Raw genomic sequence first — 15,058 nt, 5'->3', positions numbered from 1 at the left:
CGCGCTCAGAGCCGTTCCGTGCCTGCCGGAAGGCCACGCAGGGCACCGTGACGGCCGTCGTCGCGGGCGGGGCGGGCTCGTCGGACCGAGGCGGGTGCCGGTCTGCCGCCCGCCGCGCGGCGGCGGGCGGCCCCGACCCACCGCCGGTACCGCACCCGCACCCGGCGCGCACTAGGCTCACCGCCATGCCCCCGGCCAGGAAGCGCACCCGCACCTACGACGCCGCCACGACCCGCACCGCGGTGCTCACCCAGTTCGGGCACGTACGGGACGCCGTCACCGCCCTCACCCCCGGGCAACTCGCGCTGCCCACGCGGCTGGGCGACTGGACGGTGCGGGACCTCGCCGCGCACCTGACCATGGCCGTCGGGAGCGTCAGTACCGCCCTGGAGCGGGAGGAGCCCGCGTCGGCCGACCTCGGGCCCCTGGACTACGGCTCGGCCACGGCAGGCTTCGCGGACGCGATCGCCGAAGGCAGCCACGCCCTCGCCGAGGCGCACCCCGACCTCGGCGCCCTGTACGCCCGCACCGCCGAGCGGCTCGCCGCCGATCTCGCCGCCGCCCCTCCCGGCCGGCTCGTCGCCACCCGGGCCGGCGGCATGACCCTGACCGACCACCTGGTCACCCGCACCATCGAACTCGTGGTCCACACCGACGACCTGAACGACGCGGTGCCGGGCCTCGACGTACCGCTGGAGCGCAAGGCCCTCGCCGCGTGCACGCGGGTGCTGGCCGACACCCTGGCCGCCCGCGCCCCCGGCGGCTCGACCGAGGTGCGCGTCCCGCCCTACGCCGTGGTCCAGTGCGTCGAGGGCCCCCGGCACACCCGCGGCACCCCGCCGAACGTCGTCGAGACCGACCCGCTGACGTGGATCCGCCTGGCGACCGGGCGGCTCGCGTGGCGGGAGGCGGTCGCGGAGGCCAAGGTGAGCGCGAGCGGGGAGCGCGCGGACCTCGCGGGGCTGCTGCCGCTGCTGACGTGACCCGCCGGGACGCCGGGGCAGGCGACCACCGTTGCGGAACGGGCGCTTACGGCCTGCGTGGGGACTGAACCGGCCTCCCGGGCGCGCCGTCCGCCTGTCCCCGGCCGCCACCCGCCCGGCCCCGGCCGCCACCGGAGCGCGCCCCGGCCGCCACCGGATCGCGCCCCGGACACCCCCGCGGCGCCCCGAACGGTGTGCGTCACCTCACTCGGGCGCGCGCCCAGAGCCCCGATCCGGCCCTCCGACGGCGTGGGAAGTCGTTGCCGCCGTCCCAAAAGGTCCGCTCTGAGCTGCGGGAACGCGCGGAGTGCGACAGCGGCGGCCCGGGAGCGTGCGGCAACCGCCGGCCATCCCGCATTCGGACCAGTGGTCGACCTTCGCCTACACTCGGACCCGTGCCACGTGGTGACGGTCGACTCAATCACGATCTGCTCCCCGGTGAGAAGGGCCCTCAGGACGCCTGCGGCGTCTTCGGTGTCTGGGCTCCGGGCGAAGAGGTCGCAAAGCTCACGTACTTCGGGCTCTACGCCCTCCAGCATCGGGGCCAGGAATCCGCGGGTATCGCGGTCAGCAACGGCTCCCAGATCCTCGTCTTCAAGGACATGGGCCTGGTCTCCCAGGTCTTCGACGAGACCTCGCTCGGTTCGCTCCAGGGTCACATCGCGGTGGGTCACGCCCGCTACTCGACCACCGGCGCCTCCGTGTGGGAGAACGCCCAGCCGACGTTCCGCGCCACCGCGCAGGGCTCCATCGCGCTCGGCCACAACGGCAACCTGGTCAACACCGCGCAGCTCGCCGAGATGGTCGCCGAGCTGCCGAAGGACACCGCCGGCCGCTCGCCCCGCGTCGCGGCCACCAACGACACCGACCTGCTCACCGCCCTCCTCGCGGCCCAGGTCGACGCCGACGGCAAGCCGCTGACCGTCGAGCAGGCCGCCCATGTGGTGCTGCCGAAGGTCAGGGGCGCCTTCAGCCTCGTCTTCATGAACGAGCACACCCTGTACGCCGCCCGCGACCCGCAGGGCATCCGCCCGCTCGTCCTGGGCCGCCTGGAGCGCGGCTGGGTCGTCGCCTCCGAGACCGCCGCCCTGGACATCACGGGCGCGAGCTTCGTGCGGGAGATCGAGCCGGGCGAGTTCGTCGCCATCGACGAGAACGGTCTGCGCTCCTCCCGATTCGCGGAAGCGAAGCCCAAGGGGTGCGTCTTCGAGTACGTCTACCTGGCCCGCCCCGACACCGACATCGCCGGCCGGAACGTCTACCTGTCCCGCGTCGAGATGGGCCGCCGCCTGGCCGCGGAGGCGCCGGCCGAGGCCGACCTGGTGATAGCGACGCCCGAGTCGGGCACCCCGGCCGCCATCGGCTACGCGGAGGCGTCCGGCATCCCCTTCGGCAACGGCCTGGTGAAGAACGCCTACGTGGGCCGCACGTTCATCCAGCCCTCGCAGACCATCCGCCAGCTCGGCATCCGGCTCAAGCTGAACCCGCTGAAGGAAGTCATCAAGGGCAAGCGCCTGGTCGTCGTGGACGACTCGATCGTCCGCGGCAACACCCAGCGCGCCCTGGTCCGCATGCTGCGCGAGGCGGGCGCCGCCGAGGTCCACATCCGGATCTCCTCCCCGCCCGTGAAGTGGCCCTGCTTCTTCGGCATCGATTTCGCCACCCGCGCCGAGCTCATCGCCAACGGCATGACCATCGAGGAGATCGGCACCTCCCTCGGCGCCGACTCGCTGGCGTACATCTCCATCGACGGCATGATCGAGGCGACCACGATCGCCAAGCCGAACCTGTGCCGCGCCTGCTTCGACGGCGAGTACCCGATGGAACTCCCGGACCCCGAGCTGCTGGGCAAGCAGCTCCTGGAGACCGAACTGGCGGCCGGTCCGGCAGCCACGGCCGCGGCCGACGCGATCCGTCGCCCCTGAGCCCCGCAGAAACCGACCGAAAGATCCCAGGCAATGTCTGCTGCGTCCGACAAGTCGACTCCGTCGACGGGTCCTGTCACCGGTGCGTCCTACGCGGCCGCCGGCGTCGACATCGAAGCGGGCGACCGCGCCGTCGAGCTGATGAAGGAGTGGGTGAAGAAGACGCAGCGGCCCGAGGTCCTCGGCGGCCTCGGCGGTTTCGCCGGCCTCTTCGACGCCTCCGCCCTCAAGCGCTACGAGCGTCCCCTGCTCGCCTCCGCCACGGACGGCGTCGGCACCAAGGTCGACATCGCCCGCCGGATGGGTGTCTACGACACCATCGGCCACGACCTGGTCGCCATGGTCATGGACGACATCGTGGTGTGCGGCGCCGAGCCGCTGTTCATGACCGACTACATCTGCGTCGGCAAGGTGCACCCCGAGCGCGTCGCCGCCCTCGTCAAGGGCATCGCGGAGGGCTGTGTGCTGGCCGGCTGCGCCCTCGTGGGAGGCGAGACGGCGGAGCACCCCGGACTGCTCGGCCCGGACGACTTCGACGTCGCCGGCGCCGGCACGGGCGTGGTGGAGGCCGACCGGCTGCTCGGCGCGGATCGCATCCGTACGGGTGACGCGGTGATCGCCATGTCGGCCTCCGGTCTTCACTCCAACGGGTACTCGCTCGTCCGGCACGTCCTGCTCGACCGGGCGGGCCTGTCGCTGGACGCGCGGATCGAGGAGTTCGGACGCACCCTCGGCGAGGAACTGCTCGAGCCGACGAAGATCTACTCGCTGGACTGCCTGGCGCTGACCCGCACCACCGAGGTGCACGCCTTCAGCCACGTGACCGGTGGCGGGCTCGCCGCCAACCTGGCCCGGGTGATCCCGGACGGCCTGCACGCGGTGGTCGACCGCTCGACCTGGACCCCGGCCCCCGTCTTCGAGCTGGTCGGCAGGACCGGCGACGTCGAGCGGCTGGAGCTGGAGAAGACCCTGAACATGGGCGTCGGCATGATCGCGGTCGTGCCGCAGGAGTCGGTGGACGTGGCCCTCGCCACCCTGGCCGACCGCGGGGTCGAGGCATGGGTGGCCGGTGAGATCACCGGACGCGGCGAGCACCCCACCGGTGCCGCCCTGGTCGGCGACTACGCGGGCTGAGAACCCGCAGGCAGCACAGAACCCGGTCCGTGGCATCCACGGACCGGGCTGTGGTCAGTGCAGGGTCAAGCGCCGCGACGACGCTGGTGCGAGGAACTGTCGTCCTCGTCCTCGTCGTCGTCCTCGTACAGGTCGGCGTACCGTGCGTACAGGTCGTCGTCGTGCTCATCGTCCTCGAACCGGTCGCCGTTCGGCGACGTGTTCGACGTCGATGCGCCCAGCTCCTCGGCCAGGCGTGAGAGGTCCGTCCCACCGCTGTTGTACTTCAGCTGGCGGGCGACCTTCGTCTGCTTGGCCTTGGCCCGGCCGCGCCCCATGGCTCGACCCCCTCAACGACGGGGCTCGACGGCCCCAGAGTCTTGACACGCGTTCATGGTCCGGAACGGGCTCTCCGTGGAGAGACCGGTCCGTAGGGCTTCCACGGTACCTGAGCCCGCGCCCATACGGTACGTCGCCCGCGGGACGCGCGTGTGCGCAGAACCTACGAGGTGCCCCGTCCTCGCTGGTCAATGGCGATTTTAACCACTTATCCGCGGACGACCCGCCGGTGGAAGTGAGAGTTCTCTCCAACAGTCCACCGGCAGGTACCGGTCACACGCCGGATGTGCGGTAGGTCACCGCCCGCTCGCGGTCCGCGCCTCCGACATCCGCTGCTCGGCGATCCGGTCGGCCGCGGCAGCCGGCGGAATCCCATCCGTCTTCGCACGTGCGAATATGGTCAGCGTAGTGTCGAAGATCTTCGCCGCCTTCGCCCTGCACCGGTCGAAGTCGAAGCCGTGGAGCTCGTCGGCGACCTGGATGACGCCGCCCGCGTTCACCACGTAGTCCGGTGCGTAGAGGATCCCGCGGTCGGCGAGGTCCTTCTCCACGCCCGCGTGGGCGAGCTGGTTGTTGGCCGCGCCGCACACCACCCGGGCGGTCAGCACCGGCACGGTGGCGTCGTTCAGGGCGCCGCCCAGCGCGCAGGGCGCGTAGATGTCGAGCCCCTCGGTGCGGATCAGGGCGTCGGTGTCGGCGGCCACGGCGACGGACGGGTGGGCGTCGGTGACGCGGCGCACGGCGTCCTGCCGCACGTCGGTGACGACGACCTCGGCGCCCTCGTCCAGCAGGTGCCGCACGAGGTGGTGCCCGACCTTGCCCACGCCCGCCACGCCGACCTTGCGGCCGCGCAGGGACGGGTCGCCCCACAGGTGCTGGGCGGAGGCCCGCATGCCCTGGTAGACGCCGAAGGCGGTCAGGACGGAGGAGTCGCCGGCACCGCCGTTCTCGGGGGAGCGGCCGGTCGTCCAGCGGCACTCGCGCGCCACCACGTCCATGTCCGCCACGTACGTGCCGACGTCGCAGGCGGTGACGTAGCGCCCGCCGAGCGAGGCCACCATGCGCCCGTAGGCGAGCAGCAGCTCCTCGGTCTTGTCGCGCTCCGGGTTCCCGATGATCACGGCCTTGCCGCCGCCGTGGTCCAGGCCGGCCATGGCGTTCTTGTACGACATGCCGCGCGCGAGGTTCAGCGCGTCGGCGAGGGCCTCCTCCTCGGTGGCGTACGGGTAGAAGCGCGTACCGCCGAGGGCCGGGCCGAGGGCGGTGGAGTGGATGGCGATGACGGCCTTGAGGCCGCTGGCGCGGTCCTGACAGAGCACGACTTGCTCATGGCCCCCCTGCTCCGAGTGGAACAGGGTGTGCAGGACGCCGTTGGTCAGGTCGGTCACGGTGGTGACTCCCGGGTGAGTAGCGGCGAGTGGGGACGGGCGTCCGTGAGGCACCCCCGACGCTTGTGGCGAGAGGGAAGCGAAGGCCGCCCAGAGTGGCCGATGGGCCGCTCGGCACGAGCGTAGAGCCTGACCCCGCCCCTGATGAGGTCCATGGTCGGGATCACCCTCCCCCGGAGTACGTTCGCACCCGGACGTGGGATGGTTTGCCATGGTTTTCCATCCGTCCGGGCTGCGGCCGGACGGGTTTCGCGTCGGGACCGGTGGGGAGGGAGCAGGCGTGCCCAAGGTGTCCTCGGTGGTCGTCCCGTACGCGGCCTACCTGCGCGTCTACGAACCCCTGGCCGCCTTCCCCGAGCCGGAGCGCGGCCACTGGGCCCGCTACGCCCGCCGCACCGACCTCCCCACTTACCAGGACGAGCTGCGCCGCTCCCTGGCCGACCTGCTGCCCACCCCGCCGGTGCCGGTGCCGGTGCACGAGAGCGGCGACGCGTTCGTCCTCGAGACGGACGGGGTGGTCCGCGTCTGTCCCTGGCGCACCCGGCTGCGCGGCTGGCAGGCCCTGGACGACCTCGCCGGGGAGCTCCCGGCGGTCGTCCTGGACGCGGCGCTGCCCCCGGTCGTGCGGCGCCAGGCGGCCCAGGACTACGAGCGCTGGCTGGCCCGCAACCCCGACGCCCGCCCATGGATCCGCACCGCGGCCTGGCAGGTGCCGCTGACCTGGTTCGTGCTGGTCTCCGACGCGGAGCGGGAGTACGTCAAGGGCTCGGGGCGCTCCGGGGACGGCACGCCGCCGGTGCTGCGGTACCGGACGGAGATGGTGCAGGCCCGGCGGCGGGTGGCCCGGTCGCTGCGGACGCTCAAGGAGACCCTCGACGAGGGGCCGCTGATCGACGGGCTGGTGGACGTCGGGCGGTGGCTGGAGGAGTTCCATCCGCGCTCGCTGGTGGAGCTGGACTACGGAGGGCTGGTGCACGCCCTGCCGGCGGGCGAGCTCGAGGGGGACCACTCGGCGGCGGACGTGGCCGAGGGCATCCAGGCACTGCGGCAGGGCGACGGCGCCGCCGCGGGTGAGGCGTACGGGCGCCTGGTGGAGCGGTGGCGGGCGGTCCGCGACCGCCGCTCGGCGAACTGACTGACCGCGGGCCCGGCCGCGCGCCGGGCCGCACCGGGCGCCGGGGGACGTCGTCGCGACAGTGACGCACGTCACGTCCGGGGCGGCCGCCGGCAGCGTACGGTCAGGGGAATTCGGGGGAGCTGACGGGGTGTGGGGCCGATCGGGCCTTTGCCCCAAGCGTGATCAACAGCACGTAACCGGCCCTTGCGTCGCTTGCCCCTCCTCGTGTCAAAATAGGACAAGGAGTCCGGGGAGGGCTCCTTCCGTCCCCTGTGCTCCATGGTGGGCGGATTCTCCGCATTGCACGCTTTGGGGGGTCTGGTGCCTCCTGATCGCCCTGTGACTGATCGTCACAGCGGCGTGACTGTCCGCTATGGCATGGTCCATCGGCTTCCGTCGCTGATGAACACCTGGGAGGGCAATTCCATCGGTTTGGCCGACGCGGCTGGACAGATGGTGTAGTTGTAGTGCCGAGGACAAGCCGTTCGTCCTATAACCGACTCGACTCGCGTCCGCCATATCGGGCAACGCGGGTCAAGGTGCAGAATTTAGAGGAAAGAACCGAGAAGGTTCGGTTCTCCCGAGGAGGCCGCTCATGACCGCTCGCACCCCTGATGCCGAGCCGCTGCTGACCCCCGCCGAGGTCGCCACCATGTTCCGCGTCGACCCGAAGACGGTCACGCGCTGGGCGAAGGCCGGCAAGCTCACGTCGATCCGCACGCTCGGCGGGCACCGCCGCTACCGCGAGGCCGAGGTCCGCGCCCTGCTGGCGGGCATTCCGCAGCAGCGCAGCGAGGCCTGAACCCCCGCACAACCGGACGAACCGGCAGGCCCCCAAGCAGCCGAGACGTCCGGCACCACAGCTCCAAGCGACGCGGGACCTGCCCCAACAGGTCCCGGGCCCAAGCCGAACCGAGTTCGTCAGGCATGTGAAACAGGGTGCGTCGTCGATCGCGCTGGACTCCGCCGGGTCCAGCGCGATTTTTTTGTGCCCGGCGAAGGACGCCGAGGCCCCTTCCGGGGGTCGGCACGGGCTCGTGGGCGGCCCTGTCGGAGTCTGGGGAGGCCTGGGGGATCGCCTGGTGAAGGCGGCTCAGGGGTGCTCCGGCGCCCTCTGGAGGGCGGCTCGGGCGGGCTCAGGAGACGGCCGCGGAGCACCTTTGAGCGCAGTGCAATTGCACATATTAAATCGACTGGTTGTAGGTGGGGTGTAAATACCGCACTCTCAAAAACTTATGCGGTGACACCCGTCACACCGCACGGTGCTTGTTGTGGCGCGGCCTTCTGCGCTAAAGGGCGCGGGCGCCTCAGCTCCCCACGCAGGTACGGGAGTTCGGGCCGAGACGGCCGATCAGGGCGTCGATGCGGAACCGCGCGCCCGCCGACGCCGACGCCGACGCCGACGCCGACGCCGGCTCCGACGCCGGCTCCGCCGCCAACCCCGGCTCCGCCGCCAACCCCGGCTCCGCCGCCAACCCCGGCTCCGACGGCGACCCCGGCTCCGGCTCCGGCTCCGGCTCCGGCTCCGACGGCGACGCCGGTGCTCCGGTCGCAGGTGTGGCTCGTACCGGCGTGGGCGTCGCTCATGTGGCCGGCGCTCATGCGGGCGTGGGCGTGCGCGCGGACGGCGGTGCTCGCGCAGGTGCCGGCGTTGCCCGGGGCGGGGCGGTCCACCCGCATGCCGGCGCACGCTCGCGAGGCGGGGCTCACGCGGGTGTGGCGGTCTCGTCGTCGGCCGGCTCGGGCACCTCGTCGGTGGCCTCGGCGGGCCGGGGAGCGCTGTCCATGGCCATGCGCAGCAGGTGGTGGCAGATCGGGCAGTTGCGGGTCAGATGGCGGTACGACGAGGCGGCCGCGAGGTGCGCGCGGAGCAGCGCCCGGGTCTCGTGCCTGGCCGGTGCCGTCATACGCCCCCTCCGGCGGCCCGCACGGGAAAACGGGCCCTGCTGTCTGGTTACCGGCCGGACCCCGGTCCGTCAAGAGACCGGGTGCGGCCCACAGGGCCGGCCCTGGACGGTGCGCGGACCGGACCGTGGGTCGGCGCAGGCCGGGCGGGCCGCTCGCGGGGAGGCATGCGAAAGGCCCGCTTCCTCGACGGGAAGCGGGCCTTCTTGATGCGGTCCTGACGGGATTTGAACCCGCGGCCTCCACCTTGACAGGGTGGCGAGCACTCCAAACTGCTCCACAGGACCAGGTTTCGCGGCGCTCGCTCTCGCGTTGCGCTGCGAGAAGAGACTGTACAGGAGGCGAGCCGCCTGGTCGAACTCACCCCCTGTACGCGGGTCGTCACGGCGCCGCGGCGTCGATCGCCTTCACGATCCGCTTGTCGGACACGGGGTACGCGGTGCCGAGCGCGTGTGCGAAGTAGCTGACGCGGAGCTCCTCGATCATCCAGCGGATCTCCAGGACCGGCGCGGGCACCGGCCGCCCCTTCGGCATCTGCTCCAGAAGCCAGGCGTACTCGTCCTGCATCTCCCGGACCTTCTCCATGCGCGTGGTGTCGCGCTGGACGTTCGTCGGCATCTGCTGCAGCCGCCGGTCCGCGGCGACGAGGTAGCGCATCAGGTCCGGCAGCCGGCGCAGCCCCGTCTCGGTCACGAAGCCCGGCTTCACGAGCGCGTCCAGCTGCGCCCGCGCGTCCGCCAGGTTCGGCAGCAGCGCGGGACTCCGTACGGCCTTCAGCCGGCGCTCGCACGCCTGCCAGGCGGCCAGCACCTGCTGCACCTGGCCCACGGTCCGGACGGTCACGTCGACGATCTCGGCGCGCACCTTGTCGTACAGCTTGCGGTACGACTCCTCGTCCCACGCCGGCCCGCCGAAGTCGGCGATCAGCCGGTCGGCCGCCGCCATCGCGCAGTCGTCGAACAGCGCCTGGATCGACCCGTGCGGATTCGCCGACAGACCGAGCTTCTGCTGGTTCGTCAGCTTCTCGGATGCGAACTTCGCGGGACTGACCGGGATGTTGCGCAGGATCAGCCGGCGCGTGCCCTTCCACATGGCCTCCGTCTGCTCGGCCTCCGTGTCGAAGAGCCGTACGGACACCGTGTCGCCGTCGTCGACCAGCGCCGGGTAGGCCTTCACCGGCTGGCCGGCGCGCCGGGTCTCGAAGACGCGGGTGAGCGTCCCGATCGTCCAGTCGGTCAGGCCCTTGCGCTCCAGCGACTCGCCGCCCTCCCGCTGCGCCGTGGCCGCGGCGGCCTGCGACAGGGCCTTGCGGGCCTTCGGCTTCAGCCGGAGCTTCAGCGCCTCCAGGTCCTTGTCCTCGGCCAGCTTGCGGCGCCGTTCGTCGACGATCCGGAAGGTGACGCGCAGATGGTCGGGCACCTTCGCCCAGTCGAAGTCGTCCGGTTCGAAGGGGACGCCGACCATGCGCCTCAGCTCGCGGGCCATGGCCGTGGTCAGCGGCTCCGGCCCGGCCTGCGCCCGCCCGCGTCCCTGCGCGGGCGCCGCCTTCTCCAGGAACGCCTTCGCGTAGTTCGGCGCCGGGACGTAGTTGCGGCGGACCGGCTTCGGCAGGGAGCGGATCAGCTCGGTCACCAGCTCCTCCCGCAGGCCCGGGATCTGCCAGTCGAAGCCCTCGTCCGTGACCTGGTTGAGGACCTGCAGCGGGATGTGCACGGTCACGCCGTCCGCGTCGGCGCCCGGCTCGAACTGGTAGGTCACCCGGAAGGTCAGGTCGCCCTGGCGCCAGGTGTCCGGGTAGTCGGCCTTGGTGACCGCCTCCGCCGACTCCCGGATGAGCATCTCCCGCTCGAAGTCGAGGTGGTCGGGCTGCTCCTGCCGCTTGCGCTTCCACCAGGAGTCGAAGTGCGCCCCGGAGACGACGTGTTCGGGCACCCGCTGGTCGTAGAAGTCGAACAGCGTCTCGTCGTCGACGACGATGTCCCGGCGCCGGGCGCGGTGCTCCAGCTCCTCGACCTCGCTGAGGAGGCGGCGGTTGTCGGCGAAGAACTTGTGGTGCGTGCGCCAGTCGCCCTCGACGAGGGCGTTGCGGATGAACAGCTCCCGGCTGGCCTCCGGGTCGATACGGCCGTAGTTGACCTTGCGCTGCGCGACCATCGGGACGCCGTACAGCGTGACCTTCTCGTACGCCATCACCGCCGCCTGGTCCTTCTCCCAGTGCGGCTCGCTGTACGTCCGCTTCAGCAGGTGACCGGCGAGCGGCTCCACCCACTCCGGCTCGATCTTCGCGTTGACACGCGCCCACAGGCGCGAGGTCTCGACGAGCTCCGCCGACATGACGAACCGCGGCGGCTTCTTGAACAGGGCCGAGCCCGGGAAGATCGCGAACTTGGCGTTGCGGGCGCCCAGGTACTCACCGCGGCCGCCGTCCCGGCGCGCGCCGGGGCCGGGGTCCTTGGACTCCTTCACGTCCTTCATGCCGATGTGCGACAGCAGGCCGGCGAGCAGGGACACGTGGACGCGGTCGGCGGGCGCGTCCTGGTCGTTCAGGTGGATGCCCATCTGCTTGGCGACCGTGCGCAGTTGCGTGTAGATGTCCTGCCACTCGCGGATGCGCAGGAAGTTGAGGTACTCCTGCTTGCACATGCGGCGGAAGGACGACGAGCCGCGCTCCTTCTGCTGCTCGCGGATGTACCGCCACAGGTTGAGGTAGGCGAGGAAGTCGCTGGTCTCGTCCTTGAACCGGGCGTGGCTCTGGTCCGCCTGGGTCTGCTTGTCGGCGGGACGCTCCCGCGGGTCCTGGATGGACAGCGCGGCGGCGATCACCATGACCTCGCGGACGCAGCCGTTCTTGTCGGCCTCCAGGACCATGCGGGCCAGGCGTGGGTCGACGGGCAGCTGGGCGAGTTTGCGGCCGGTCTGCGTCAGGCGCTTGCGCGGGTCCTTCTGGGCCGGGTCGAGCGCGCCGAGCTCCTGGAGCAGCTGCACGCCGTCGCGGATGTTGCGGTGGTCCGGCGGGTCGATGAAGGGGAACTCCTCGATGTCGCCGAGGCCGGCCGCGGTCATCTGCAGGATGACGGAGGCCAGGTTGGTGCGCAGGATCTCGGCGTCCGTGAACTCCGGCCGGGCGTTGAAGTCCTCCTCGCTGTAGAGGCGGATGCAGATGCCGTCGGACGTACGGCCGCAGCGGCCCTTGCGCTGGTTGGCGCTGGCCTGGGAGACCGGCTCGATGGGCAGCCGCTGCACCTTGGTGCGGTGGCTGTACCGGGAGATCCGGGCGAAGCCGGGGTCGATGACGTACTTGATGCCGGGGACCGTGAGGGAGGTCTCGGCGACGTTGGTGGCCAGCACGATCCTGCGGCCCGAGTGCTGCTGGAAGACGCGGTGCTGCTCGGCGTGCGAGAGCCGGGCGTAGAGGGGCAGGACTTCGGTCCTGTGCCAGTCGGCGCCGGGGAGCTTCTTCTTGTTGAGCGCGTCCGCGGTGTCGCGGATCTCGCGCTCGCCGGAGAGGAAGACGAGGATGTCGCCGGGCCCCTCCGCCATGAGCTCCTCCACGGCGTCGGTGATCGCGGTGATCTGGTCGCGGTCGGCGTCGTCGGAGTCCTCCTCCAGGAGGGGCCGGTAGCGGACCTCGACGGGGTAGGTGCGGCCGCTGACCTCGACGATCGGCGCGTCGGCGAAGTGCCGGGAGAAGCGCTCGGGGTCGATGGTCGCGGAGGTGATGACGACCTTGAGGTCGGGGCGCTTGGGCAGCAGCTGCGCGAGGTAGCCGAGCAGGAAGTCGATGTTGAGGGACCGCTCGTGGGCCTCGTCGATGATGATCGTGTCGTAGGCGCGCAGCTCGCGGTCGGTCTGGATCTCCGCGAGCAGGATGCCGTCCGTCATGAGCTTGACGAAGGTGGCGTCCTGGTCGACCTGGTCGGTGAACCGCACCTTCCAGCCGACGGCCTCCCCGAGGGGGGTGTCCAGCTCCTCGGCGACGCGCTCGGCGACGGTGCGGGCCGCGATGCGCCGGGGCTGGGTGTGACCGATCATGCCGCGCACGCCGCGGCCGAGTTCCAGGCAGATCTTGGGGATCTGGGTCGTCTTGCCGGACCCGGTCTCACCGGCGACGATCACGACCTGGTGGTCGCGGACGGCCTCGGCGATCAGGTCCTTCTTCTGGCTGACCGGCAGCTGCTCGGGGTAGGTGACGGCGGGCACGCGGGCGCGCCGCTCGTCCATCCGCGCCTCGGCCCGGGCGACCTCGGCCTCGATCTCGGAGAGGACGGCCGCGCGGGCCTCCGGCTTGCGGATCCTGCGCGCGCCTTCGAGCCTGCGCCCGAGCCGGTGCGCGTCGCGCAGCGACAGCTCGGTCAGGCGGGAGGCGAGGGTGCCGAGGTTGCCGAGGGTGGGGGCTGAATGCGTAGACATACGTCCTCCAGGATCGCACCTCGACGAAATCACGCGCGAACGCATTTGCCCGGCGGGGCGGAAGGGCCGCCCGGGCAGTGCCGGCCGGGAGGACGGAAGAGCAGGCGGGCGGGGGGACGGGGCGGTGCCGGCGGTGCGGGCGGGCCGCTGGGCCGCCGGGCGTGGCTCGGCGGTGCGGGCGGGCAGCTCCGGCGGTCTGGCGTGGCTCGGCGGGCGGATGCGCTGGGCGCGGTGGGGCGGGGAGGCCAGGGCCCGGGACGGGAGGTCTGGTGCGGCGGGGGACCGCGGTGGTCCCGCTCCCTGCCGACCGGGAGGCCGGTGGCCGGTGCGGCGGAGGACGGGGCCCTGCCGGCCGGGAGGCCTGGTCCGGTGAGGGAAGCCGGGCCCCGTTCTGGGGGGAGACCGAAGCGCGTGGGGGCGGCGGCCCCGGAGAGAGGATTGGCGCCGGGGTGATCTAGCGTGGGCGATATGCCTGATGTGTCGCACGGTGTCCACGGCCGTCCGCCTACCCTCGCGGAGCGGTGGGCAGCCTTCCGGGCGTCTCCCTACCTGCCCGCTACCGTGCTGGTGCTCATCCTCGCCGCCTCGGCCGGCCTCTTCGCCGGTTCGTACACGTACGCCATGGCCAACCCGACCCCGCACTCCATCCCGGCCGCGGTGGTCGGCGACTACGACGGGGAGCAGGGCCGCCGTTTCATCGCAGGCATGGAGAAGGCGCTGAGCGCCTCGATGAAGCTGCGCCCGTACGCGACCCACGGGGCGGCCGTCGAGGCCGTGGACGACCAGAAGGAGTTCGCGGTGATCGACGTGCCCGCCGGCGGCAAGAAGCCGATCACGCTGGAGGTGTCCGGGGCGTCCGGCGCGACGGTCGCCGAGGTGCTGGGGGAGTCGGCGGTGAAGGTGAGCCGGGCCACCGGCATCCCCGTCGCCGTCCGCGACCTCAGACCGCTGCAGAAGGGCGACCCGAGAGGTCTGGCGATCTTCTACATCTCCCTCGCCGCCGTGATCATCGGTTTCGTCGGTGCCATCCAGCTGAATGTGCACGCGCGGGCGCTCAAGGCCTGGGAGCGCGTCGGCTTCACCGCCGCCTACTCCGTGCTCGGGGGGTTCGCGATCGCGGCGGTGGTGGACTGGCTGCTGGGCGCCCTGAACCTGCCGTTCGTGGAGTCGTGGCTGATCCTGGCGCTGACCATGTTCGCCTCCGGCATGGTCTTCTCGATGTTCAACACCATGTTCGGACGCTGGGCCATGCTCCCGACGTGGGGGCTGATGGTGCTGCTCGGCAACCCGTCCTCGGGCGGCGCCGTCTCCTGGCCGCTGCTGCCCTCCCCGCTCGGCGTCGTCGGCCGCTGGCTGCCGCCCGGGGCCTCCGTGAACGCCCAGCACACCGCCGTGTACTTCCCCCACAACCAGCACGCCTTCCCGTTCCTGGTGCTGGCGGGCTGGGCGGTCGTCTCATGCGCGGTCTTCCTGATCTGGGGCCGCGACGCCGCCGACCGTCCGGCCCACGCGACGCCCTGACCCCGGAGCGAGCGGCGACGCCTTCAGGGGCGGGACGCGGGGGGACCGCCCCACACCGCGACATGAGGAACCGCTCGCGTACCGGTTGGCGTGGCCGACACGAAAACACCCCCTCGGGAAATCCCGGAGGGGGTGTGTGCCCTGGTAGGGCGGTTGTGGCTGGGGCCGGGGTCGAACCGGCGACCTTCCGCTTTTCAGGCGGACGCTCGTACCAACTGAGCTACCCAGCCACGAGGTTTCACGTGAAACCTCAGCGGTCCTGACGGGATTTGAACCCGCGGCCTCCACCTTGACAGGGTGGCGAGCACTCCAAACTGCTCCACAGGACCATGCTGTTGTGTGCGAACCAACGAGCTA

General features: G+C 71.7%; 10 protein-coding genes and 3 tRNA genes. 6 read left to right on the top strand and 7 right to left on the bottom strand.

Annotation, left to right across the window (positions count from 1 at the left end):
* Positions 1 to 185: 185 nt before the first annotated feature.
* The 3 genes from ABZ920_RS22895 (at position 186) to purM (ending at position 4,042) form a co-directional block, all read left to right on the top strand.
* Complete coding sequence (locus ABZ920_RS22895) at positions 186 to 983, top strand: sterol carrier family protein (RefSeq protein ID WP_361507965.1); 798 nt, start codon at positions 186 to 188, stop codon at positions 981 to 983.
* A 395-nt stretch (positions 984 to 1,378) separates the two neighbouring features.
* The gene (purF, locus tag ABZ920_RS22890) at positions 1,379 to 2,908 is read left to right on the top strand and encodes an amidophosphoribosyltransferase (RefSeq protein ID WP_361507962.1); all 1,530 of its coding nucleotides are present in this window, start codon (positions 1,379 to 1,381) and stop codon (positions 2,906 to 2,908) included.
* A gap of 33 nt (positions 2,909 to 2,941) precedes the next feature.
* Positions 2,942 to 4,042 (top strand): phosphoribosylformylglycinamidine cyclo-ligase, encoded by a 1,101-nt coding sequence (gene purM / locus ABZ920_RS22885; RefSeq protein WP_361507959.1) that lies wholly within the window; start codon positions 2,942 to 2,944, stop codon positions 4,040 to 4,042.
* Positions 4,043 to 4,107: 65 nt separating this feature from the next.
* On the opposite strand, the gene ABZ920_RS22880 is transcribed toward purM, so the two are convergent.
* Entirely contained in the window at positions 4,108 to 4,359 is a 252-nt protein-coding gene (locus ABZ920_RS22880) for a DUF3073 domain-containing protein (protein WP_361507956.1), read from the bottom strand.
* Positions 4,360 to 4,656: 297 nt separating this feature from the next.
* The gene (locus ABZ920_RS22875) at positions 4,657 to 5,748 is read right to left on the bottom strand and encodes a Glu/Leu/Phe/Val dehydrogenase dimerization domain-containing protein (RefSeq protein WP_361507953.1); all 1,092 of its coding nucleotides are present in this window, start codon (positions 5,746 to 5,748) and stop codon (positions 4,657 to 4,659) included.
* Positions 5,749 to 6,028: 280 nt separating this feature from the next.
* Here ABZ920_RS22875 and ABZ920_RS22870 point away from each other — a divergent pair, with 280 nt between their 5' ends.
* Entirely contained in the window at positions 6,029 to 6,883 is an 855-nt protein-coding gene (locus tag ABZ920_RS22870; RefSeq protein ID WP_361507950.1) for a hypothetical protein, read from the top strand.
* A 577-nt stretch (positions 6,884 to 7,460) separates the two neighbouring features.
* Complete coding sequence (bldC, locus tag ABZ920_RS22865; protein ID WP_003949541.1) at positions 7,461 to 7,667, top strand: developmental transcriptional regulator BldC; 207 nt, start codon at positions 7,461 to 7,463, stop codon at positions 7,665 to 7,667.
* Between the two features lie 904 nt (positions 7,668 to 8,571).
* Here the strand turns inward: bldC and ABZ920_RS22860 are convergent.
* The 3 genes from ABZ920_RS22860 to hrpA form a co-directional block, all read right to left on the bottom strand.
* Complete coding sequence (locus ABZ920_RS22860; RefSeq protein WP_361507947.1) at positions 8,572 to 8,772, bottom strand: DUF6274 family protein; 201 nt, start codon at positions 8,770 to 8,772, stop codon at positions 8,572 to 8,574.
* 210 nt (positions 8,773 to 8,982) lie between these two features.
* Positions 8,983 to 9,057, bottom strand: a tRNA-Asp gene (locus ABZ920_RS22855).
* Between the two features lie 94 nt (positions 9,058 to 9,151).
* The gene (gene hrpA, locus ABZ920_RS22850; protein ID WP_361507944.1) at positions 9,152 to 13,180 is read right to left on the bottom strand and encodes an ATP-dependent RNA helicase HrpA; all 4,029 of its coding nucleotides are present in this window, start codon (positions 13,178 to 13,180) and stop codon (positions 9,152 to 9,154) included.
* Positions 13,181 to 13,648: 468 nt separating this feature from the next.
* Here hrpA and ABZ920_RS22845 point away from each other — a divergent pair, with 468 nt between their 5' ends.
* Positions 13,649 to 14,701, top strand: a complete 1,053-nt coding sequence (locus ABZ920_RS22845; protein WP_361507942.1) for an ABC transporter permease — start codon at positions 13,649 to 13,651, stop codon at positions 14,699 to 14,701.
* A gap of 156 nt (positions 14,702 to 14,857) precedes the next feature.
* Here ABZ920_RS22845 and ABZ920_RS22840 read toward each other — a convergent pair.
* A tRNA-Phe gene (locus tag ABZ920_RS22840) sits at positions 14,858 to 14,931 on the bottom strand.
* A 24-nt stretch (positions 14,932 to 14,955) separates the two neighbouring features.
* A tRNA-Asp gene (locus ABZ920_RS22835) sits at positions 14,956 to 15,030 on the bottom strand.
* Positions 15,031 to 15,058: the final 28 nt, after the last annotated feature.

This window comes from Streptomyces sp. NPDC046831 (assembly GCF_040645305.1).
Classification (GTDB): Bacteria; Actinomycetota; Actinomycetes; order Streptomycetales; family Streptomycetaceae; genus Streptomyces.
Note: the sequence above shows the minus strand (reverse complement) of the source record. Positions and strands in the feature narration are given on the sequence as shown.